The sequence below is a fragment of the Liquorilactobacillus sucicola DSM 21376 = JCM 15457 genome, from assembly GCF_000612445.1.
Lineage (GTDB): Bacteria > Bacillota > Bacilli > Lactobacillales > Lactobacillaceae > Liquorilactobacillus > Liquorilactobacillus sucicola.
In genome coordinates this window covers 154935-177322 of record NZ_BALC01000004.1, presented here as the reverse complement: position 1 = coordinate 177322, position 22388 = coordinate 154935, and the positions used below count along the sequence as shown (strand labels likewise).

Annotated in this window: 16 protein-coding genes and 2 pseudogenes; 4 read left to right on the top strand and 14 right to left on the bottom strand. The window is 37.0% G+C overall.

All coding sequences use genetic code 11. The annotated features are described in order from the left end of the window. Window positions 1-177 precede the first annotated feature (177 nt). On the top strand, window positions 178-1464 hold the full coding sequence (locus JCM15457_RS07985) for a hypothetical protein (RefSeq protein WP_034989072.1): 1287 nt from the start codon (window positions 178-180) through the stop codon (window positions 1462-1464). Window positions 1465-1559: 95 nt separating this feature from the next. Here JCM15457_RS07985 and JCM15457_RS07980 read toward each other — a convergent pair whose 3' ends face one another. The 3 genes from JCM15457_RS07980 to JCM15457_RS07970 all read right to left on the bottom strand — a co-directional run bounded on the left by JCM15457_RS07980 (window position 1560) and on the right by JCM15457_RS07970 (window position 5665). Next, the gene (locus JCM15457_RS07980) at window positions 1560-4487 is read right to left on the bottom strand and encodes an SEC10/PgrA surface exclusion domain-containing protein (RefSeq protein ID WP_161633669.1); all 2928 of its coding nucleotides are present in this window, start codon (window positions 4485-4487) and stop codon (window positions 1560-1562) included. A 49-nt stretch (window positions 4488-4536) separates the two neighbouring features. Beyond that, the gene (locus JCM15457_RS07975) at window positions 4537-5307 is read right to left on the bottom strand and encodes a hypothetical protein (protein WP_034989067.1); all 771 of its coding nucleotides are present in this window, start codon (window positions 5305-5307) and stop codon (window positions 4537-4539) included. Window positions 5308-5368: 61 nt separating this feature from the next. After that, window positions 5369-5665, bottom strand: a complete 297-nt coding sequence (locus JCM15457_RS07970) for a hypothetical protein (RefSeq protein ID WP_034989064.1) — start codon at window positions 5663-5665, stop codon at window positions 5369-5371. Between the two features lie 154 nt (window positions 5666-5819). Here JCM15457_RS07970 and JCM15457_RS07965 point away from each other — a divergent pair, with 154 nt between their 5' ends. Continuing rightward, window positions 5820-6188, top strand: coding sequence for a helix-turn-helix domain-containing protein (locus JCM15457_RS07965; RefSeq protein WP_034989061.1), 369 nt, complete (start codon window positions 5820-5822; stop codon window positions 6186-6188). Window positions 6189-6246: 58 nt separating this feature from the next. Here JCM15457_RS07965 and JCM15457_RS07960 read toward each other — a convergent pair whose 3' ends face one another. The 6 genes and pseudogenes from JCM15457_RS07960 to helD form a co-directional block, all read right to left on the bottom strand. Next, a complete protein-coding gene (locus JCM15457_RS07960) occupies window positions 6247-7311 on the bottom strand; it encodes an RES family NAD+ phosphorylase (RefSeq protein WP_235725634.1) in 1065 nt (354 codons plus the stop codon). Between the two features lie 40 nt (window positions 7312-7351). Further along, window positions 7352-8278, bottom strand: a complete 927-nt coding sequence (locus JCM15457_RS07955) for a sce7725 family protein (RefSeq protein WP_034989056.1) — start codon at window positions 8276-8278, stop codon at window positions 7352-7354. 4 nt (window positions 8279-8282) lie between these two features. After that, the gene (locus tag JCM15457_RS07950; RefSeq protein WP_034989054.1) at window positions 8283-9140 is read right to left on the bottom strand and encodes a sce7726 family protein; all 858 of its coding nucleotides are present in this window, start codon (window positions 9138-9140) and stop codon (window positions 8283-8285) included. Between the two features lie 401 nt (window positions 9141-9541). Further along, window positions 9542-11081 (bottom strand): annotated as a pseudogene (guaA, locus tag JCM15457_RS07945) (glutamine-hydrolyzing GMP synthase). 123 nt (window positions 11082-11204) lie between these two features. Further along, window positions 11205-12125 (bottom strand): type I pantothenate kinase, encoded by a 921-nt coding sequence (coaA, locus tag JCM15457_RS07940; RefSeq protein WP_034989052.1) that lies wholly within the window; start codon window positions 12123-12125, stop codon window positions 11205-11207. A gap of 115 nt (window positions 12126-12240) precedes the next feature. Next, window positions 12241-14527: pseudogene (helD, locus tag JCM15457_RS07935) on the bottom strand (RNA polymerase recycling motor HelD). A 178-nt stretch (window positions 14528-14705) separates the two neighbouring features. On the opposite strand from helD, the gene JCM15457_RS07930 reads away from it, so the two are divergent. Further along, window positions 14706-15353, top strand: a complete 648-nt coding sequence (locus JCM15457_RS07930) for a VTT domain-containing protein (protein WP_034989050.1) — start codon at window positions 14706-14708, stop codon at window positions 15351-15353. 236 nt (window positions 15354-15589) lie between these two features. Next, on the top strand, window positions 15590-16261 hold the full coding sequence (locus JCM15457_RS07925; protein WP_034989048.1) for a histidine phosphatase family protein: 672 nt from the start codon (window positions 15590-15592) through the stop codon (window positions 16259-16261). 204 nt (window positions 16262-16465) lie between these two features. Here the strand turns inward: JCM15457_RS07925 and JCM15457_RS07920 are convergent, their stop codons facing one another. The 5 genes from JCM15457_RS07920 to JCM15457_RS07900 form a co-directional block, all read right to left on the bottom strand. Next, on the bottom strand, window positions 16466-17425 hold the full coding sequence (locus JCM15457_RS07920; RefSeq protein WP_034989046.1) for an ABC transporter ATP-binding protein: 960 nt from the start codon (window positions 17423-17425) through the stop codon (window positions 16466-16468). Window positions 17426-17450: 25 nt separating this feature from the next. Further along, window positions 17451-18494 carry an ABC transporter ATP-binding protein gene (locus JCM15457_RS07915; RefSeq protein ID WP_034989045.1) on the bottom strand — a complete coding sequence of 348 codons (1044 nt, stop codon included), beginning with the start codon at window positions 18492-18494 and terminating at the stop codon, window positions 17451-17453. Between the two features lie 8 nt (window positions 18495-18502). Continuing rightward, window positions 18503-19528, bottom strand: a complete 1026-nt coding sequence (locus JCM15457_RS07910) for an ABC transporter permease (RefSeq protein ID WP_034989042.1) — start codon at window positions 19526-19528, stop codon at window positions 18503-18505. A gap of 3 nt (window positions 19529-19531) precedes the next feature. After that, complete coding sequence (opp3b, locus tag JCM15457_RS07905; protein ID WP_034989039.1) at window positions 19532-20461, bottom strand: oligopeptide ABC transporter permease; 930 nt, start codon at window positions 20459-20461, stop codon at window positions 19532-19534. A gap of 148 nt (window positions 20462-20609) precedes the next feature. Continuing rightward, complete coding sequence (locus JCM15457_RS07900; protein ID WP_034989037.1) at window positions 20610-22232, bottom strand: peptide ABC transporter substrate-binding protein; 1623 nt, start codon at window positions 22230-22232, stop codon at window positions 20610-20612. Window positions 22233-22388 lie beyond the last annotated feature (156 nt).

Sequence of the window (22388 nt, the reverse complement as noted above, 5' to 3'; positions counted from 1 at the left end):
GATTTTAAAATTCTAAAAAATCTATTTAGTACAATAACATCTTATATCTGGGAGTATTATTTTATTTGGGGTCAAATATTAAGATTGAAATATGCCTATTTCCTGGGCTTTTCGAAAACATTTTTATGATTTATTATATTTGTATACTTATAAAAATTGTAGGGAGGTAAAACTTTAATGCCAATATTAGATGAGTACGGGCGAGTCAAACTTGATAATAAAAGTCAAAAATATTTACTCACCACATTTCAAAAATATCTCAAATATCATTATAAAAATCTATATGATAATGCTATGGAAGAAAAACATTTCAAGAAAACAACCGACCTTTTTAATCAGATTCCTAAGGATCCTGGAGACCTTTCTAAGGGCTATTATCCAGATTTAAATGATTCCAATGTTCCCGCTCAAAGTGAATTAAGCCGTTTCAAAAATTCTAAATTAAAAAAAGGAAAAAACTCAATTTTTCCTACAAAAAAAGTATCTACCTTTTTAGAAGATAAATTAAATGTCACTACTTCCAGTGCTAAAGATTATGCGCTTCCTTTAACTACCTATGCATATGAATTCTTTTTTATATCTTTACCTAAATATGAAATCTTTAATGAATTCCCCGACACCTTGAACGAAAATCCGGACATAAGAAATTTATTTCCTGGAAAATTTTATGATAAAGATCACCTTTTTGATTCTTTTATAAAATTAAAGCTTGGTTTTAGTATGTTGTATGCTCCTATTTCTATGGGAATGTATTCCACTTATAGTGGTCAAATAGGCGCACTTGATGGCAAAGAGAAGTACCTTACTCAAAAATCTTTTTTTGAATGGCAGCGCATATTTTTCTCAGAAGGATTTCTTCCATACAGGTTTAGCAGTATGTATTTGGAAAAACTTCCGAAAATCGGACGTAAAAAAATCCTCACTAATTCAGAATTTTCAGATTACTATCCTGTCCTAAGTAATATGTTTACAGCATTATTTGCTGACATAGCTGCTGAATTATTGGATAAAAAAGAATACGATTTCACCAATATAAACCGTAACTCTAAATATAAGACTGTTGAGAGCAAAGGATTACTAGCATTTTATCTAAGAGACTTTATGCCTTTAGTTTTAAAAAAAATACAAAACTTGCTCACCTCAGAAAATAAAGTTGCAATTAGTTTGCAGATATATTCTGATCTCACTACTCTACACACTAACGACTTCATATGTCCCTTTTCTGACAACACAATTCGCTATAATTACAAAGGATTGACTAAGATAAAGGAATTCACTGATACCTATCATTTTCGTTTGCAAGAATGGTTCACATGGTATCAGGACATCTTTGATAATTCTGAATACTGGAATAAATGGTTGAAATTACAAAACAATCATACAAATGGATATGATTTCCAAAAAGATATACTAACAGTGACTAAATTGAAAAAAATGTTTGACTTTAGTGAATATGGTCTTTAATCAGATTAAATTCTCGCTAAAATAAAAAACTAGTCATAAGAACATACTGCTCTATGTTCTTACAACTAGTTTCTTTCGTTTTAATATTTTATTCGTTATCTAATAAAATGTTTTGCCTTTCTACTTCTAAACATTAATATCATACTGACAGCACTAATTAGCAATCCCAAAGCTTTGACAATTTGATTGCTTGATTCACCGGTTTGCGGATATGCTTTCTGCCCTTTTTGACTGATAATTTTTTTGGGTAAACTATTATTCAATTGGTATCCTGCACTTCTCATATTATTCGTGTGAATTTCAAAATCATTTTCAACAATAGCATCGAGAACAGCTTTTTTTAAGGAAATCATATCATTGTTGTTTTTCAAAATCTGTTCAATTGATTTATCACTATATCCACTTTGACAAAGTGCTTTAATAAAGGTCTGAACTGTTGGATTCTTAAAATTGAGCGTAATAGCACCATCTGAAACATTTGCAGATGCGGTTTGTGTCTTACCTGATACAACGTTTTGAACTTGACTAGGTGCAACTGTTTGCGTTTCCTTTACAGATGTTGAGCTGTTAGCTGATTGACTGTTATTAGCCTTTTGTTCAGCTTCTTTAATAGCTTGTTCCGCCTGTGCTTGAGCAACAATCTTATTCAATGCACTTTCGGCACTTGCAAGAGCTGTCTTCTTAGCTTTTTCATTGGCTACAGCATCTTGATAAGCCTTTTGAGCAGTTTCGTTATCACACTTGGCTTGTTCTAATGCAGTTTCAGCATCGGTTAATTCTGCCTTAGCTTGTGTCAATGCAGTTTCGGCATTTTCAACGGCTGTCTTAGCTTGTGCCAATTTATCATTTGCATCAGCTAAAACTGTATCAGCATTCAGGTAAGTGTCTAATTTGTTTTGCAACGTTGTTAAAATAGCTTTTTGGTTAGCAACATTTTCATTAGCTGTTTTTTCGTTAGCTTGAACAGTTGTAAGTTTTTTCTCAGCATTGGAAACCGCAGTTTGCTTTTTCTGCAAGATAGCCTGTAATTCTGCTAACTTATCTTGCTGTGTTTTCAATTCTGCTTTAGCACTAGCTAATTTAGCTTGCTTAGTTGCAATGTCAGCATTGGCATCAGCTAAATCTTGTTCAGCTTGTTTTTCTTTTGCTTGATCGGCTGTCAATTGTACTTGATCGTCTTCCAAAGTTTGTTGTGCCTTTGAAACAGCATTTTCAGCATCAGCGACAGCTTGTTTCTTTGCAGATAAGTTGATTTGTGCTTTTGTTAAATCTGTTTTTGCGTTGTTCAAATCAGTAACCGCACTGTTGTAAGCTGTAGTTGCATTACTCAAAATCTGTTTTTGAGCTGACAAGGTGTCTTTCAAATCACTTAACTGCTTTTTCAAAGCAGAAACATCATTTGATGGAATTTCATAAGTTGTTGCAGTATTAAACTTAGAAGCATCTTGAATTTGGTAATCCTGAATAAATTCGAAATGAACTTGTCCCATTTTATCGGTTGAAACACCTAAGTACGTGTTGTCTGAATAACCGTAGTTATCATATCCTAACAACGATTCAGCATGTAAGTAAGATGAACCACTATCATCAAAGAGCATTGAAACAATTGTGTTGTAAAGAGCTTCTTTCAAATCACTTAATGTGATATTTGAAGTTCCAGACAAGAACCCTGCACTTAAATCTTCGTAATAATTGCCACCAGTCATTAACCCATATTTGCTTGCCACTGAACTAATACCATCAACATCATGTGCACTCTTAGCAAATAAATTCCAGTTATCAGTGTCGTATTGTTTAGCTACGGCCTGTGCAAAATCAATTGAACCTTGCGAAATTGAAAGAGTATGATTGCCAAGTTCTTTGCGCAATGGCTGTAACAAACTAGCAACGAATTGAGCTAATTGCTGTTGAGTATTGGCATCTAAATTGTCAACATCGGCAATCTTAGTAGCCTTATCAGTATCACTAGCTTTGTAAGTATTGGTTGTAAGTCCTGATTTAGCAATTGCATCAATTTCATCAGTTGTCTTGGTCTTAAACATATTGTCGTTATAACCATCAGGCAATGTGATCGTATTGGTTGAATTGATTTCATCAGAAACCTTGTTAGCCGATGCTTGTGTTGAGTCAACATCTTTTTGAGCATCTGCTTTAGAAGAAGCCTTATCGTTCACCGTTGCTGTTTTATCTTCAACATTTTGTTGAGCAGTATCGGCTGTTGATTCAGCAGAGGATTGAGCCGACTGTGCATCAGTTACACTTGATTGAGCTTTAGTAACATTTGTCTGGTCGTCATCAACCTTACTCTGGTCGGTTGCAACTTGTGCTTTGGTACTTGAAACTTCTGATTCAGCTTTTTGAGTATTTGTTCCATCAAGATCGCCCTGTACTTTATCAACACTTGAACTTGCTTGGTCAACGTTTGTTTGCTGATTGTTAACATCAGTTTGTGCTGAACTTTCAGCAGTTTGTGCATTTTCAACGTCTGTTTGTGCGGATTTTGTGGCGGTACTTGCGCTATTTGCTGTATTTTCAGCATCACTTACAGAGTTCTTTTGTTCAGTAACATCAGCTTGAGATTTGCTAATATTATCTGGTGTAGCTTCATCTTTAGTTGATTGTGCGCTTGATTGACTAGTTTCAGCAGATAATTCATTTGCCTTGGCTGTATCAACACTTGATTGAGCACTTGAAACACTAGAACTTGCTTGATTGACCTTAGTTTGTGCATCTGATTGAGCTGAACTTGTACTATCGGCCGTTGCCTTTGCTGACGAAGTTTCGCTTTGAGCTTGTGAGTAATCTGTTTGAGCTTTAGAAACATCATCGGTTGCTTGTTGTTTCTTATCAGCCGTACTTGATTGGCTAGAAGCCTGTGCTGATGATGAAGAACTGCTATCATTTGAAACTGTATCAGCATTTGCTTTCAAAATATTTGAGTTAAATGCTACAGCCCCTAGAGCTCCTGACATCGCCGTTAATGCCATTAACTTCCTACTAACAATGTATTTTCCTTTTGTCATTTTTTCTCCACCTTTAAGCTGCAAACTAATCATTAAAATATCATTTTTTTTACTGGGCAATAACTGTATCATTTTTGGCATCATGTGTTTGCGAAGTCATTACATTATTTGGGTAGGTTACATTTTTAAATTTTGCGTTATCGATCCTTTTCAAAGATTTTTTTCTAAGAGTTTCTATCTTAGTATCACTTATCACTGTATTTTGAGTTTTAGATGTACTATATGTTTCAGTCTTTTCCTGCCCTGAAATCGTATATTTTAAAATAACATTGCCTTTGATTACAACTGTTCCTTTTCCATATCCTTTTGGATTTTTTTCAATGTGTACACCATTAAACGTTACATAATTGTATGTACAATCATTTGGATTCAAGCCTACAGGCATCAAATTAGAAGCGTCCGAGATAGAATCGTTACTTTTGTTGTATGCATGAGACACAAAACTTTGTATTGCGTTAACTCCAGTCTGACCTAAATTCTTATTTTGTGCAAAATTTGTAATACTTACCCCTTCTATACCTGTTGTATAGGCATAAGTTTCCTTATTAGAATTTGAGGACCAGACAACATCATTAACAGCAAGAGCACCATTACTAGATTTAACTACCTTAATTTTTGTATCAGGACTATTAAGAGAGCTTACTATTTTATTAGCAATTATTACTTTCTTTTTTAGTAAATCGTTTTTAGTACTTTGCTTTTTGCTAACATTTTTACTTGCTTCCGAATAAACAGTATTTCCACCATCACTCTGTTTTTTACATCCAACTAATAATAGTGAAAAAAGGCAAATTATACTTAAAAATTTAAATTTAGACAAAAAATCTCCCCCTAAAAATTGCTAACTTTCAAATTTGTAGTAAGACACTACCTATGTATTACTAACCCCTAGTCAATTTTTTCCAACCAATAAATTTCTTTACCTCTACCTCAGGCATAGCATTTTGATCAACACCGGTAATAAACTGTTCTGCACGAGAACCATTGTTAAAAATTAGTGCGCTTTTTGAATCCCCAGTATATTGAAAAGTGTTATTAATACCATCAACTGATTTAAGATATTTACGATAACCTGTTACAGGATCGACCAAAATAACTCGATACTTAGGTCTACTTAAAATTTTATAGACCACGTAAATTATTCCGATAAAAATAATAAATCCAAATAAATTTTCCATGTACCGTGCATCTCCTAACATATTATTTTCCACAAAGATATTTTAACACAAAATATTACTATTTTAACAGTTTATTTTAATTACTATAATGAGTTATTTTTAGCGATGAAAAGCTTTAATGTCATGTATATAAGAAATGATATGAGGTATTTTTATGAAAAATGACTTTAACATTGGTAATAATATACGTATTCAAAGAAAAAAATCCGGCCTAACACAAGAAAAGTTAGCCGAATATAGTGGTTTATCTATAAATTTTATTTCTAAACTTGAGCGCACTGATGGTCAAAATATTAGTATTAAGAAACTTAAGTCCATAGCTGATACACTTGGTGTAAATATTATTTCATTAATAGAAAATAACTTATCATGTCCAGATGAATCTTCTCCTAAAATTCCTCCCTCAATGTCTCTCCTTTTCAAACAATTAAACAGTTTTGATTATGATAAAGCTAACAAAATAAGCAAGCATTTTTCAATGCTTATTGATGACTTTAATGATAAAAATAAAAAGAATTCTTAAAATGATAATGTACATTTTAAGAACTCTTCGTGTTGCTTAATGCAATCTTTTAGTAAATTTAATCAAAACGCTCTTCAAAATTATAGGTTATATTCTTTATTACATAAGTTTTCAACTCATCTTTAACCGCTACAATTTTCGAATCACTATCATTGAAGTCTTCAAATAATACAATATCCTTTACACCACTATCCAACGAACTATCGTACATTATACCGTCTACATCCATAGATTTAATTAAATCACTCATATACTCGGTAGGCGCATAGAGAACTTCTGAACGTTCTCTACCACTCATTCTTTGCATTTCATTATCTATATCTTTTAAAATTTCTTTATTCATAAGATATACATCTTTGTCAGAAAAACTAAGAATATCAATGTTCTTAATTTGTGATAAATCCACAACTTTTAAATTCTCATTATTTTTTGAAGATTTAGTTACAAAAGCTGCAATCGTGCAGACATCATTTACGGCCGCTTTTATTTCTTTCAATGCTACTCTAGAGTCTTCACTTAAATAAAAATATCCAATTCCTGAAGCATTTAATCTTCCAGGCGTTGCCTTTCCTTCAGGAGCCTTACCCATGTCTTTTAACTCGAACCCTATTCCTGCATCATCAATTCTAGCTCTATATAATTTTTTGCTTTCAGGAAGATTTTTTATGCAAGAACCAAAAAAAAGTTTTAAAATTTCTTCATTTACCATAGTTGAATAAAATCTATTATTTCTTTTGATGTCATTTTCAAAATCTTTCCAGGATTTTCCTTTAAATATACCACTCTCTTTTACAGATTCTGAATTCAACCTAAAAATAGGTACGACAAGTCCATCAAACAGTTTAGGCTCATTTTTGTACAAATCAGGCAATAATGCTTTTAAAAAAATTGACACTTTTTCACTGGGCAGGGAAAAAAAGTTTTCTATGTCTAATAATGCATCAGCAACCTTATGTGCGTAATCTAAATACTCATACGGATATTGATGCGTATATTGTTCTAATAAATCTTCAAAATCTGAAGCGAATCCAATTGCATAGTCTTGCTTTTTACTGGCTTTTTCTAAATCCATTATATAAGTATCTTCGCTTCCACAAAAATCACAGTTTCCTTTTTCATGCAATGTTTCAATTCTCTCTTGAATATCATGATCTTTAAAACAGTTACTGCAACAATTCATTTTTTTGACCTTCTAAAAATTTCCCCATAATCTCTAAATGATGTTTTATAGACAACTTTTTTATAACTCCTAATCCTGGATATGTACCTGCATCATTTAACTTTTTAAATTCTCTTAGCGCATTAGAATCATTTTTCCTATCAAATGAATTTCCAGCATACCAATCAATAAGCTTTTTTAAAGCTTCTGCAAATTTACCGGCAGGATTAAAAATATCATCATTAGAATCGGAAACAAAATGGCGTATCCGCAACTTATTATCCTTATCAAAATACACGATATGTATAGCTACCGCTTTGGGTGCAAAACCCGCGTCAATAAATTCTTCTCCAACAATTGAATAGTCGCTAAACCCCAAAAAACCATCTTTTTTGTAATACAGATGCTCTTCAGAAAAAACTTCATCGTTTTCTTGTTCATAATCTTGATTTCTTTTCTGCTTGTCAAAACTATCATTAAGTTCTACAAGTTTTTCCACATTAGCCCTCAACAGATCTCTTATGGTTCTGTTCTGTGTATTAACAATTAAGTACAATTTGCTATCAAGAATCTTTCCGACATCAACTTTAGCTTTTTTGCCTAAAATAAGTGCATTGTAAGCCTTCTCCTTATTCATAAGATTAAGATCTTCATCTTTTTTTATATAGTATGTAGGAATGAAATTGTCTTCTGCTTTAATTTCACTTACTTCATCATTATCGAATCCAACGTAATTAGTTAAATTGGTATTTTGAATTACCATCAGTTCTCGAGTTTTGTCTTGAAAATGATTAAGCAATAATCTAAAAGTAGCGGATGGTTTTATAGGTTCAATTATTGGTAAAATTTCTTTACTAAGACTATTTTCTTCCAGAAGCTCTCTCAGAGCCAGTAACTCATTCTGTTTACCACGTAGCAAGGGAAAATACATAATATTAGGCCTCCATATCTGTTTTATATAAAAAATGATTTAATTGTTCAAAATCTCTTTTTTTATATTCTGAAAAGTATACTAATGATTTGAGTTCCATAGGAACCTTGTTAAATTCATGCACTTGATTCTTGGTGATAGTATACCTTTTTTTCAACTGTTTTAACATATAGCTTTGAGCTAAAGTAATTTCAATTTTTTTAAACATATCAAAGCAAACTGTATAATATTCAAAAGAATTTGCTTTGGGAAGCTCTCCAAAATGAGTTTTTAGTATATCTTCAAACTCATACTTTCTTAAAATCTTGAACATAGCTTCATATTCTAGGCCACCATCATATTTAACTGGTTCTCTCTCCACATGCAAAGTATTTCTTTTTGTAAGCACTATAATTCCAACCTCTGGTCTGCTTACGTGGCTCATAGTCCCTTCAATATCATCTTCATTTGTCACAATATTACAAAAAGAAAAAGCTTTATAGTAAGCATTAATTTGACCTTCTAATCTTTTTAAATTATCAAGTTCTGTTTTTATTTCGTAGACCTGTCCACTACCATTAACTATTAAAAAATCTAAGATATTACCTGCAACTGGTAATTCACGAATAGCTGTAGTAGTATTTACGCTATGTTGCCCTAATAATATTTTATTAAACAATGTATTTTTATAAAAGTATTCATTTCTATGTTTCTTAGACATAAATTTGTAAATTGCGCTCAAAATTTCAAAATTTGTCATTCCATTATTGATTTCAACTATTTTATGTGCCGTTTTCTGGAACGTTGTGTAATTTTTATTAGTTAATATTTTTTTTAGAGAGTTAACCGTAAATAGTTCATTCAATAATACATTCACATTCATGGTGCCAACTCCTTGTCATTGAACTTAATTAAGCATAACATATTCTAGTTCATATTTTAATCACCTACTATCCGTTTAAGCCTTAAATTCGTATGTCCAAAAAATAACTCTAGATTTTTGGTAGACAAATCTGCTTATTTGAGTATTTTTTATCTAGTTATTAATTGTAAAATATTGCTCTTATCCTAGTATTTGGCACACAAATACCAGGATGTTGCTTTTAAAATACTTTTCAAAAAATAAAAAGTAAAAAAGCAGTAATACCCAACAGAGTATCACTGCTTTTCATTTTTTGGTAAACTTTTGGCAAACAACCATAATGTTTTTTATCTTTTTAAGTTGGATGTGCTCCGCTAAAGTCCTGAAATAAAGGGATTCCCCATTCAAATCCTATATAACCTTTATTCCCACTCAATCGTTGCCGGGGGCTTGGAGGTGATGTCGTACACTACGCGGTTGACGTGTGCAACCTCGTTAACGATACGGACAGAGATTTCTTGCAAGACATCCCATGGGATCTTTGCGAAATCGGCTGTCATGCCATCAATCGAAGTCACGGCACGTATTCCAACTGTATAGTCGTATGTGCGACCATCCCCCATCACACCAACACTTCTAATGCCAGGTAGAACGGTGAAATATTGCCAGATTTCGCGTTCAAGTCCATGGTTAGCAACTTCTTCACGTAAGATCAGATCACTATCACGTACGATCTGTAATTTTTCTTCAGTGATTTCCCCAATGACACGAATTCCTAAACCGGGACCAGGGAACGGTTGCCGCCAAACTAATTCAGATGGCATTCCTAGCTTCTCACCCAATTCGCGCACTTCATCCTTGAATAAAGTGTTCAGGGGTTCAATTAGTTGGAATTGGATATCTTCTGGCAGTCCGCCTACATTATGATGCGATTTGATTGTCTGCGCCGTATCTGTTCCAGATTCAATCACATCGGTGTATAACGTTCCTTGAGCTAGATAATCGATTCCATCTAACTTGGCAGCTTCGTCATCGAACACGCGGATAAACTCATTGCCGATAATCTTCCGTTTCTTTTCCGGATCGGAGACACCAGCAAGTTTCTTCATAAAACGTTCTTTGGCGTTGACCTGAATGATATTCAGGCCAAACTTGCCTTCTAGGCTCTCCATCACTTGTTCAACTTCGCCTTTGCGCAAAAGACCATGGTCAACAAAAATACTTGTCAATTGTGGGCCGATTGCTTTATGCAGTAATACCCCAACAACTGATGAATCAACTCCACCAGAAAGTCCCAGCAGAACCTTTTTATCGCCAACTGTGGCGCGAATCTTAGCAATCTGCATGTCAATGAAATCATCCATTGACCAGTTGTCACGAGCTTCACAGACATCAAATGCAAAGTGGCGCAGAATTTCATTACCGTATTCAGTATTACGGACTTCTGTATGGAACTGCAAACCGTAAAATTTCTTGTCGTCATTTGCCATGGCGGAAATAGGACAGTTCTCACTTGTTGCTGTTGCCTTAAAACCATCAGGAACTTGTGTGACCAAGTCTCCATGACTCATCCAGACAGTTTGTTTTTGCGGCAAATCATGGAAAAGAACTGCCTTACTATCAGTTACCTCAATGACAGCTTTGCCATATTCTTTATTGGTTGCTCGTTCAACTTTTCCACCTGACAGCTCTGTTGCCATCAGCTGCATTCCATAACAGATTCCTAAAATCGGTATCCCGAGTTTGAAAATCTCTGGATCAACATGGAAGCTTTGCCATCATAGACACTGTTCGGACCACCAGAAAAAATAATGCCTTAGGTGCCATTTTCTTTATCTCAGCAGCCGTTATTTTATGTGATAATAATTCTGAATAAACACCGAATTCACGAATTCGACGTGTGATCAATTGATTATACTGACTCCCGAAGTCAAGAACGATGATCTTATCAAAAGCCTGCATGTCAATATTTGTCAAGACATTCACCTCATCTTATTTTTACTACTACATCTCCCACTTATTTTACAGATAGTTAAGAGACTGGTCAAATCAAATTATGGAAATCACGTACATTATGACAGTTCTTTAATACTTGCGCAGAAATAGTTCGTTTACTAGATGGTTTTTGGTCTTATGCACGATCAAATCTGCGCGATTTCTTGTTGGAACGATATATTCATGCAGATTGGGCAGATTAATCGAACGCCAAACTCGTTTTGCCATTCTAAACGCGGAAGCACGATCACCAATCGCGTATGGGTAATAATAATTCGTCGGATCTTGGAAAGCTGTGTCCAACAACATCCCAAAGCGTTCCAAATACCATTTCTTGATCAAACTTTCCTGTGCATCAACATAAATTGAGAAATCAAAAAAGTCGCTGACATACAATTGCTGGTTGCTTGGCAGTTGCAAAACATTGATCCCCTCAACTATCAAAATATCAGGATTATCAACAACTTCAAATTTTCCCGGTATAATATCGTACACTTTATGCGAATAAACAGGGGCTTTGGCCAAAAGTCCATTCTTAACGTCGTTCGTAAACAGTAGTAGGCGCCGCATATCATACGATTCAGGAAATCCCTTTCGCTTCATCAAATGACGCCTTTTCAGTTCTTTATTCGGGAAAAGAAAACCATCTGTGGTAATCAACTGAACCTTCTTATCGGGATAGATCCCACTCAACATTGTCTGCAGCAGACGTGCGATCGTACTCTTACCCACTGCTACACTACCGGCGATCCCCAGTATAAATGGCACTTTGTGTGCTCTTATTCCCAAAAAGTCAGCCTGTTTGTTCAAAAGGTCTTGGCGCGACCTAAGATAAAGTCCCAAAAGATGCACCAGCGGAACATACACATCCTGCACATCCTGCAATGAAATACGATCATTTACTGATTTTATCCGTGACAACTCTTCTGCGCTCAAGGGAGAAATATGATCCTGATAAAATTCACGCCACTCTTCACGCGGAATCTTGTAGTAATTCATCTGATTATACATTTGCGGCTCCTATACCTGCTTAAATGATTGTCCCAATTATACCATTTTTTCACCGCAGCCCAAGCCCCTTCTTGCAACATAAGTGCGTTTACTTGCGGCCGCACATTCAACCTCACTACTTAAATTCAAAATACTTCGTAGGAACACGTTTGAATAACGGCGATAATTGACCACAAGCGTAGATGCTCAAACGATGCATTGCCCGCGAACAAATCGTATACACCAGCTGCCTTTCGCTTTCAAGTGCATAGTTTTCTTCATTCGCATTCCACATAATAACAGCATCAAATTCAAGCCCTTTGGCAAGAAAAGCCGGCACTATGATCGTTCCTGCAGCCAACCGCTGATTTTCAGTCTTGATCAAGGTTACCTGGACTTCTTCAGCACGAAGCGCATCTGTCAGCTTCTCACATTCCTTCAATGTTTTACAGATAATCGCCGTTGTCAGCTGGTCATCGTTATTTTTTTTGATTTGTGCAACAACATCATGTGTTAAAGCATTCACCGTTGTGTCAACCATAATCTGCGGCAGCTCTCCCTCACGTTCAAATGACTCGACCGCCGCTCCGTCAACAAGAATTTGCTTGGTAAAGTCGGTAATCTGCTGCGTTGACCGATAAGACTTGGTTAATTGGACAACCTTTGTCTTCTCCTTAGGGAACATCACACTAACATCATCCAACAAGTTATAACTATTTTTTTTCGTGAAAATTGCTTGATTCAGATCCCCAAGGACTGTGAATCTAGCACGCGGAAAGTTTTCTTTCAGAAATGCCAACTGATAAGGCGTATAATCCTGAATCTCATCGATAAAAACATGTCGCATCTCAATATTTCCGCGCTTACCGGTAATCCGATCATACAAATGCAAGTATGGGGTAACATCTGCCAACTGCATCTGACCTTTTTTCAACCTTGAGATTACAGCGGCAATACTATCTTTCCACTCCTCTTGCGCAACACTAAGCTTCGAGAGCTCAATTAATTCTGGAATATTTTTCAGGAAATGAATATACTGTGCATTAATGTTCAAGAAACGATTATGAATAATGTCCGCATGAATCTTCTTATACTGCTCCATGACAAAGCGTCGTGCAAGAAAGCGCAATTCCTTATCGCCATTTTCGAAATCACGCGGATGGTCTCCATAAAGTTCTGCTAACTGTTGCGAACTAGCTTCTTGAATTGCTTTTTCAACCCATTCAGTTCGTGACTCACTTTCTACCCTGCGATTGAGCATTTTCAACAACCGTTCCTTGGTCGCGCTTAACCGATTGCGCAGATGATAATTCTCATTAAAACTATAGTAGATTTGACTGATCTTCTGCTTTTCAAAGAATGGTTTCCCGCGGAACATTATATTCTTGAAACGCATACCTTTCTTTTCCAGATAACGTGTATACGCAGTTGTCGCCCCAAAAAAGCGCAGACTATTCTTCAAATTCAGAATCCTTTGCTGCGCTTCAGACCGCTTTGCCTCAAACCGTTCCTGCAGTGTCTCAACTTGAACACGCGGCAGGCGGCGTTGCGCATACTGGTAGTAAGTCATTTGAACCATATTATGCTCGCCTAATTCTGGCAGGACCTGATCAATATAATCATTAAACAGCTGGTTGGGCGAGAATAAAATAACTTGGCTGGAAGTCAGTTTTCCCCGGTAACGGTACAGTAAATAAGCTACACGCTGCAAGACAGCAGATGTTTTACCAGAACCGGCTGCACCTTGAACAAATAGAAGCTCTGCATCGGTTTCACGGATAATCTGATTTTGTTCCTTTTGAATAGTTGTCACAATACTCTTCATCTTGGTGTCAGACGATTCATCTAGAACATCTAACAGCATCTGATCCCCCACTGCTTCATCTGTATCAAAAACTGTCTTTATCTTTCCATTCTCAACTAAGAATTGTCTCTTTAAAGTCACATTGACATGCTGCAGTCCATCTGGCGTCTGATAAGTAATATCACCGATACCACCGTCATAGTAAATACTTGAGATCGGCGCGCGCCAATCATATATCAGGAAATTATCCGGCTTATCCGCAAAAGAGCCCAAACCAATGTAGATTGATTCTGCCTTTTGCTCTCCTTTTTCCTGAAAATCTATTCTGGCAAAGTACGGTGTTTTCTCCAGCTTTTTTAAAATATCCAGTCTTTTTGTAGCATGTTGCCAGCTATTTTCACGTTCTTGCAGCATTTGCTGCTGTTGCCGTACTGTAGCTGCTGTTTCAAAAATACCTGAATATGTTTCTGTTTTTAAACGCAAATTATTTGAAAAATCATCTGATGGCGTGGGTATCACTCTCAGCATTTCTTATCTCTTCGTGATGCTTTTGCTCCGCTATTTTTATCTTGCGTATAACTTCATCCATTCGCTGCTGTTCTTGTTGCCTGATCGTCATATGTTGATCCCCCGCTCTCCTAATTACTGATCATACAATTTTATCATTTTTACAGAACAGCTACAATTAAAGCCTATTCGAAAGACCTTAAATTTAGTTTAACTACACCTATATTACTGGCAATTTGGCTTCAAAACCTGTAAAATTTAACTAAATCTAATGTAAGGGAAGTGTTGTCTTGATTAGTCAAGCTCTGTTTATTCTTTCACATTTCCATCTGTATATGGCACCGCTAATTGAGACTCTCGGCGGTTGGGTATACCTCACTCTGTTCGCACTTGTCTTTATGGAAACTGGGCTTGTTGTCTTCGCATTTCTGCCGGGGGAATCGCTAATCTTTTTCACGAGCACCTTAGCGGCAATTACCGGATCAACCCTCGATATTCGCATACTGATTCCTGTGTTCTTCTTTGCCGCATTGATCGGCGATACAGTTAACTATGAAATTGGACGTAACCTGCATAAACTTCCACTATTCAGGCGCCTGCTCTCAGAAGAAAAGCTTGCAAAAGCACAGCATTTCTTTGACAAACATGGCGGAAAGACGGTTATCTTTGGGCGTTTCATTCCCTTAATCAGAACCTTTATCCCCCTAATCTCTGGAAGTGCAAAAATGGATTACAAACGTTTTTCTATCTATAACTTGCTGGGCGTTTTATTATGGGTGACCTTTGGTTCTTCGCTTGGTTACTTTTTCGGGCAGATCAGCTACGTGCAGGAACATTTTTCGTTGATCTTTATCGGACTCGCTGCTTTGACAGCCGTCCCAGGTCTGATGCTGTTTCTTTACCGCTTTATGAAGAATCGGGCTACTGCTGGATACTAATTTGATTTTAAAAAAATATTAATAATTATCAGTGAGGGATACCCATAAAGTGAAAAGCTTTAGAGGTGTCCCTTATCTTTAATTATTTTGGCTCGAATTTTTCTATACCTAAAGCGAATGTTTTTATTTAATTTAGTCGTAAAAGGTCAAATTAATTTCAGTCAGAGCATGTTTCAATGTATACTTGTTGTTGTAGCGTTAATTATTTCGTAACTAACTTTCTAGGAGGCAAATTGATGTCGTTTACTATTTATTTCGTACGTCACGGGCAAACCTTTTTAAATCATTATCGTCGGATGCAAGGCTGGTGTGACTCACCTTTAACTCCAAAAGGTATTGAAGATGGTCATCGTGCAGGCCGTCATCTTGCACATATCAGTTTTTCCAATGTTTATCATAGTGACACGACCAGAGCAAAAAGAACTTGCGGTTATATTATTGACGAAAATGTTGCATCAGCAGAATTGCCGCAGCCAAAAATTCTGCGTAATTTTCGCGAACAAAGCTATGGTTACTTTGAAGGCAATGACTCCAGTCAAACTTGGCTGATGGTTGGTGCAATGCACGACTGTGAAACATTTGAAGAATTGATTACTAAGTATTCAATTGAAAAGTCACGGGATTTTATGAAAGAAACCGACCCCTTCCATGATGCTGAAAATGATGCTGAATATTGGACCCGGATCAACGCCGGCTTTGATTACCTGCGTACTAAACAAAAGACCAATGATAAAGTACTGCTTGTCAGTCATGGGACAACTATTCGCAGTATTGTGCACCGTTTTGCGCCTGACATTGACATCATTTCACAGGGCCCGGCTAATGGCTCGGTTACCAAAATGATCGTTGATCAGAGCAATGTTAAGGTGGACTACTATAACCACTATCTTGATGATCAAACATATTAAAAATAGTTATATTTCACATAACACAATTTAGTTTGTTCTGCCAAAACATACTAAGATTAGCCCTTGACTAAACGTAGGAAGGAGCTAGGCCAAAAGTAATTTGACCTAGCTCCTTCATTTTTTTGTATAATCTTGTTCCATAACCAAATCTGATTATGGCGTAATCCACAGACTATCTATCTGCTATCAGCTGCCCGTCAAAAACTAAGCCTGCTGTTTGTATTCTTCTGCTTTTTTGCGATAAGTTGCAACTTCGTCTTCTGTACAACGCACAAAATGTCCTGGAACGATTTCACGCAATTTGCGCGGATTATCAGGGTGATCTTGTTCAGCAGAAGCATCATAAGGAAGTTGCTTACGATTCCGCTCATACTCTGGATCTGGTACTGGTACTGCTGAAATCAAGCTGGCAGTGTAAGCATGCAGCGGATGTGCGTATATTTCATCAGCAGTTCCAACTTCAAGCAGTTTTCCATAATGCATGACACCGATTCGGTCAGAAATATACTTAACCATCGATAGATCATGTGCAATGAAAAGATAGGTCAACCCATGTTCGCGTTGTAAATCTTTCAATAAATTGACAACTTGAGCCTGAATTGACACATCTAAAGCGGAAATCGGTTCATCAGCAATGATGAACTTTGGTTTGACTGCCAAGGCACGTGCAATCCCGATTCTTTGCCGCTGACCACCTGAAAATTCATGTGGATAACGGCTTGAATGATCACGGTTAAGCCCAACAGTTTCCAACAGATCTTCAACTAATTTGCTGCGTTCTGCATCATTTTTGGCTAGATGATGAATATCAATTCCTTCAGCAACAATATCCTTGATTTTCATTCGCGGATTCAATGAAGCATATGGGTCCTGGAAGATCATCTGCATTTCTCTCCTGAATTTTAAAAACTCTGCCTTGGTTTTCAGCTTGCTGATGTCCCTGCCTTCAAATAAGATGCTTCCGTCTGTCGGCTCATACAAGTGGATAATGCTTCTGCCGGTGGTTGTTTTACCAGAACCTGACTCACCTACAAGGCCGAATGTTTCGCCTTCATAGACATCAAAAGTAACATCATCGACTGCTCGTACTTCGTCGGCTTTTCCCACATTAAAGTATTGCTTAAGGTGTTTAACTTCCAAAATTTTTTTTCGTTTTTCTGACATGCGGTCTTCTTCCTTCCTCAGCCTCTTAAATTGCTCTATGAGCCATTATGTCTTTAAAGGTCTGCCTGCGGCGAATAATTTCATCCGGCGGTGTAACCTTAGGCGCATCTGGGTGCAATAACCAAGTTGCAGCATAATGAGTCTCTGAAACTTTGAAGAATGGCGGCCGTTGTTCAGCATCGATCTTCATCGCATATGGGTTGCGCGCCACAAATGGATCTCCCTTAGGTGGATCCAGCAAATCTGGCGGTGTCCCCGGAATTGCTTCAAGCTTAGTGCTTGATAATGTCGGCATCGAGTTCAACAACCCCCATGTATACGGATGCTGCGGGTTAAAGAAGATCTCATCAACGGTACCATACTCTACGATCTGACCAGCATACATCACGGCAACTCGATCTGCCATGCCTGCTACCACACCAAGATCATGAGTAATAAAGATAATTGAAGTTTCGATTTTTTCCTGCAATTCTTTCATCAACTCAAGTATTTGAGCCTGAATTGTAACATCAAGTGCCGTTGTCGGCTCATCAGCAATCAATATTTCAGGGTAGCAGACCAAAGCAATCGCAATCACAATTCTTTGTCTTTGCCCACCAGAGAACTGATGCGGATAATTTTTAATCCGTTCTTCAGCATCTGTGATTCCGACAAGTTTCATCAGCTCCAAAGCCTGGGCCCATGCCTTTTTCTTATCAACGTGTTTATGCTTGATCAATGGTTCAGCTATCTGCTGTCCAATGCGCATTGTTGGATCAAGTGAAGTCATTGGATCTTGGAAAATCATCGCGATATCTTTCCCCCGGATATTTTGCATCTCTTTTTCCGATTTCTTTAAGATATCCTGATCATGAAACATAATCGAACCACCAGTTACTTCAGCATTATTGGCTAGCAAGCCCATTAAACTCTTCGTTGTTACTGACTTACCAGAACCAGATTCACCAACAATTGCCAGTGTTTCACCTTTATCTAAGTGAAAACTAACGTCCCGAATCGCCTTAACTTCTCCAGCATAAGTGTGAAAATCAATTTTTAAGTTTTTTACGTCTAAAATTCTTTCAGCCATATCTGCACCTACCTCCTAGTCTTCGGATCAAACGCATCACGCAATCCATCGCCAAGCAGGTTGAAAGCAATCATCAAGATGCACAATACGATTGCTGGATACCACATTTGATATGGTAAGAATTGGAAGTTTTTCTGTCCATCATTCAGCAGCACACCCAATGATGTCTGCGGTGCACTGATTCCAATTCCGATAAAGCTCAGGAACGCCTCAAAAAAGATCGCCGTCGGAATAGTATACATTGTCTGGATAATAATAATGCTTGAGAGATTAGGGACCAGATGTTTCCATGCTATCTTCCAAGGTGATTCCCCCAGCGTTCGTGCCGCTAAAACATATTCTTGCGATTTCAACTGCAATGTTTCAGCTCGAATCATCCTAGCCATTGTCGTCCAACTTGAGATAGCAATCGCAGCAATGATAGAGGTCATCCCGGGTTTCAGAACAATCAACATCAGCACAACGATGACTAAACTAGGAATAGATGAGATGATCTCGATGATACGCTGCATGATATTATCGACTCGACCACCACGCCATCCAGAGAAGATCCCATACGCGACTCCTAGCGTTAAATCGAAGAATGTCGCGACTAATGCAACAATCAGTGAAATTTTTGTTCCGTAAACAATTCGTTGAGCTAACGAATGCCCTAAATAATCTGTTCCTAAAACAAAATATTTGTTGGCTGGAACATTATTTTCCTTGTATTCATCGACCCATTCACCGGAAACTTTCAATTTACCATTCAGCCCATTGATTGGAACTCCAGGTATTTTAGCTGGTAAATTAGCGTACTTGGGTGCTGATTTCACCAACGAATCATGATTGATAAAAGGTGTTGAGCCAAATGCCACAATTATCATCAGGATAATCACTACTAAAGATACCAGCGCACCTTTATTCATTTTCAAACGCCGCCATGCATCTTGCACGAACGTTAGTGACGGAGCAGCAATTTTTTCATTATCCAATTCTTCTGCTTTGGGCAATGCCTCAAAACTATCTGGACTTAACTTAATTTTTTCTTCCATTGTTTAATCCCCACTTCCACTTAGGCGAATCCGTGGATCAATAATTCCATAAATAACGTCTGTTATTAAAATAACAGCAACTAATCCAGCGGAAAACAACATCGTGACACCCATGATTGTTGGATAATCATTGGTTAGGATCGATTTAACAAATTGTTCACCGATTCCAGGAATTGAGAAGATATTTTCAATAACCATTGAACCCGTCATCAAAGTTACCGTATATGGACCAATCAAAGTTACTAATGGTATCAAACTGTTGCGCAGCGCATGATGCCACACAATCCCATAACGCGTTAAGCCTTTTGCTTTGGCCAGTTCAATATAGTCGGAATTAAGTACATCAACCATTCCAGTTCGAATAAAGCGCGCCGTTTCAGCTAATGGTCCCACACCAAGTGCGATCGTCGGCAGAACCGTATAACTGAAACCGCCCCAATCGGCAATTGGAAACCATCCTAGTTTTAAAGCAATATAGAACTGCAGTAAAACAGCTAAAACAAAGTTAGGGACTGATTTCCCGATGATTGACAGCACCGTACACAGCGTATCAACCCAAGTATTTCTATTAACAGCGGCAACCGAACCAATGATTATTCCTAAAACAACTCCGAAAATCATTGCTTGGATGCCTAACTGTGCTGAAGCGCCGATCCGACTAGCAATCAGATAAGAAACAGGTTGATTACTGAACTGGAATGAAACTCCAAGATCACCGTGGAGCATTCCACCCAGATAAATCAGATATTGTACCCACATAGGTTTATTCAAACCATACTGTTCGTTCATGATCTGAATTTGTTGAGCCGTCATTTTCTGCTGATTTGAATAAGGCGTCCCTGGCATTAATTTCATCAAGAAAAAGGTGATCGTCGCAACCAAGAATAACGTCAATATCATATAGAAAACACGCTTAAGAAGATATTTCCGCATATTATTTCCTCACATTCTAATAACAAGATAGATTAACAAACCGCATCTAGCAGCTTTTTTTATTATATACCGTCAAATAGCAATTGGGGGTTAACATTTGATGTTAATCCCCCAATCGATTTTTAAATTCTAAAATAAACGAAGCTGTTTACTTAATATATGCATCCTTAAAGTTGTAGTTTGCACCTGCAGAGTTGTAGATAACGCCTTTAACTTTAGATTTAACCATTGTTGCTTCTGCCTGTTGGTAGATAGGAGCGATACCTTGGTCTTTTAATAAGACTTTTTGTGCTTGAACTAAGTCATCCCAACGTTTAGATGTATCGCCAGCATTGGTTGTCTTCGAAGATTCGATCAATTTATCATATTCAGCATTCTTCCACTTACCATTGTTATAAGTGTTGTCTGCAGTGAATAAATCTAAGAAACTGATTGGATCGGCGAAGTCAGCACCCCAAGCAGTGATAACAACATCAAAGTTTCCTTTCACTGAACGATCTAAACGAGTCTTGAACGGTACATTAGTAACAGAAACTTTTGCACCAGAAAGATTTTCTTCGATCTGACTCTGAATAAATTCAGTTGAGTCCTTTGCTTTATCAGTATCATCACTCAATAATGCAAAACTTAATTCTTTGACACCTAATTCTTTCAAACCTTCGTTCCAAAGTTTCTTAGCCTTAGCAGTATCTGTTGCTGTTGCTTCTTTAACTTCAGCTTCGTCAGCAAAGTCCTTGCCATTATGCTTAGACATGTCAGATGCTACTAACCCTTTAGCAACAGTCGAACCGTCACCTAAAACTTTGTCTGTGAATTGCTTGCGATTGATGACCAAGGATAATGCCTGACGGATCTTCTTGTTTTGGAATTCCTTCTTGGTTTGGTTGTATTCAAGGTAGAATGTTGATGCCCCGCGACGTGTAACTAATTCTTTAGAATCAGCTAAACGTTTTGCTTGTTCAGCATTTAAATAAGTCATGTCAAGCTTGTCAGACTGATACAAGTTGTAACCTGTCGAATTGCTCTTGTTGACCTTATTATTGATGGCTGACAACTTAACATTCTTCTTGTCCCAGTAATCATTGTTCTTCTTCATCGTCCAGCTCAGATTAGAACCAGTCCATTTGGTTAACTTAAATGGTCCATTGTATACCATGTATTTTGAAGCTGTTCCGTATTTGCTGCCATATTTTTCAACAGTTTTCTGGTTTTGCGGGAAGAAACTTGCAAAGCCCATCAATAACTTGAAGTATGGAATCTGTTTGTCCAATGTAACTACTAATTTATAATCGCCGTCTGCTTTAACACCCAAAGTTGATGGTGCCTTCTTACCAGCCGTGATATCATCAGCATTTTGAATACCGCTGAAGAGGTATGCGTATTGTGAACCTGTTGAAGGTTTAACTGTCCGCTGCCATGAGTATACAAAATCTTTGGCTGTAACTTTATCCCCATTGCTCCACTTAGCATTCTTACGCAATGTGAATGTATACTTCAAGCCATCATTAGATACTACCGTCTTAGTAGCCATCCCCGGTTCGACCTTGCTGTCCTTGCCTAAACGATACAAACCTTCATTTGTATTATTCAATGTATCAAAACTAACACGATCAGTTGCCTTGGATAGATCCATTGTCGGTAACTCCGCAGTTTGATCCCAATTTAAAACTTGCTTGGATGAGCTGCTTGAACTCTTAGAACCGCAAGCTGCCAAAAATACTGCTGACAGCACTGCAACTGCTCCAAGCTTAGCGAATTTGTTCAATTTCATCGCAAAACTACTCCCTTTTTTGTTTCTTCCGAAACATTATTTATAACAGTGCTTAAATTTTATATGAAATTTAAATTAAATACAAGCAAAAATTCTTATATTACTGCTAATAAGTGCTTTTTTTCGCAAATTCAACGGGATGTATGCTGTTACAAC

Bases quoted from the DNA above. Each gene is read 5' to 3' on its own strand.
- JCM15457_RS07985 (WP_034989072.1), top strand. From the start codon at position 178: ATGCCAATATTAGATGAGTACGGGCGAGTCAAACTTGATAATAAAAGT.
- JCM15457_RS07980 (WP_161633669.1), bottom strand. From the start codon at position 4,487: ATGACAAAAGGAAAATACATTGTTAGTAGGAAGTTAATGGCATTAACG.
- JCM15457_RS07970 (WP_034989064.1), bottom strand. From the start codon at position 5,665: ATGGAAAATTTATTTGGATTTATTATTTTTATCGGAATAATTTACGTG.
- JCM15457_RS07965 (WP_034989061.1), top strand. From the start codon at position 5,820: ATGAAAAATGACTTTAACATTGGTAATAATATACGTATTCAAAGAAAA.
- JCM15457_RS07955 (WP_034989056.1), bottom strand. From the start codon at position 8,278: ATGTATTTTCCCTTGCTACGTGGTAAACAGAATGAGTTACTGGCTCTG.
- JCM15457_RS07950 (WP_034989054.1), bottom strand. From the start codon at position 9,140: ATGAATGTGAATGTATTATTGAATGAACTATTTACGGTTAACTCTCTA.
- coaA (WP_034989052.1), bottom strand. From the start codon at position 12,125: ATGTATAATCAGATGAATTACTACAAGATTCCGCGTGAAGAGTGGCGT.
- JCM15457_RS07925 (WP_034989048.1), top strand. From the start codon at position 15,590: ATGTCGTTTACTATTTATTTCGTACGTCACGGGCAAACCTTTTTAAAT.
- JCM15457_RS07920 (WP_034989046.1), bottom strand. From the start codon at position 17,425: ATGTCAGAAAAACGAAAAAAAATTTTGGAAGTTAAACACCTTAAGCAA.
- JCM15457_RS07915 (WP_034989045.1), bottom strand. From the start codon at position 18,494: ATGGCTGAAAGAATTTTAGACGTAAAAAACTTAAAAATTGATTTTCAC.
- JCM15457_RS07910 (WP_034989042.1), bottom strand. From the start codon at position 19,528: ATGGAAGAAAAAATTAAGTTAAGTCCAGATAGTTTTGAGGCATTGCCC.
- opp3b (WP_034989039.1), bottom strand. From the start codon at position 20,461: ATGCGGAAATATCTTCTTAAGCGTGTTTTCTATATGATATTGACGTTA.
- JCM15457_RS07900 (WP_034989037.1), bottom strand. From the start codon at position 22,232: ATGAAATTGAACAAATTCGCTAAGCTTGGAGCAGTTGCAGTGCTGTCA.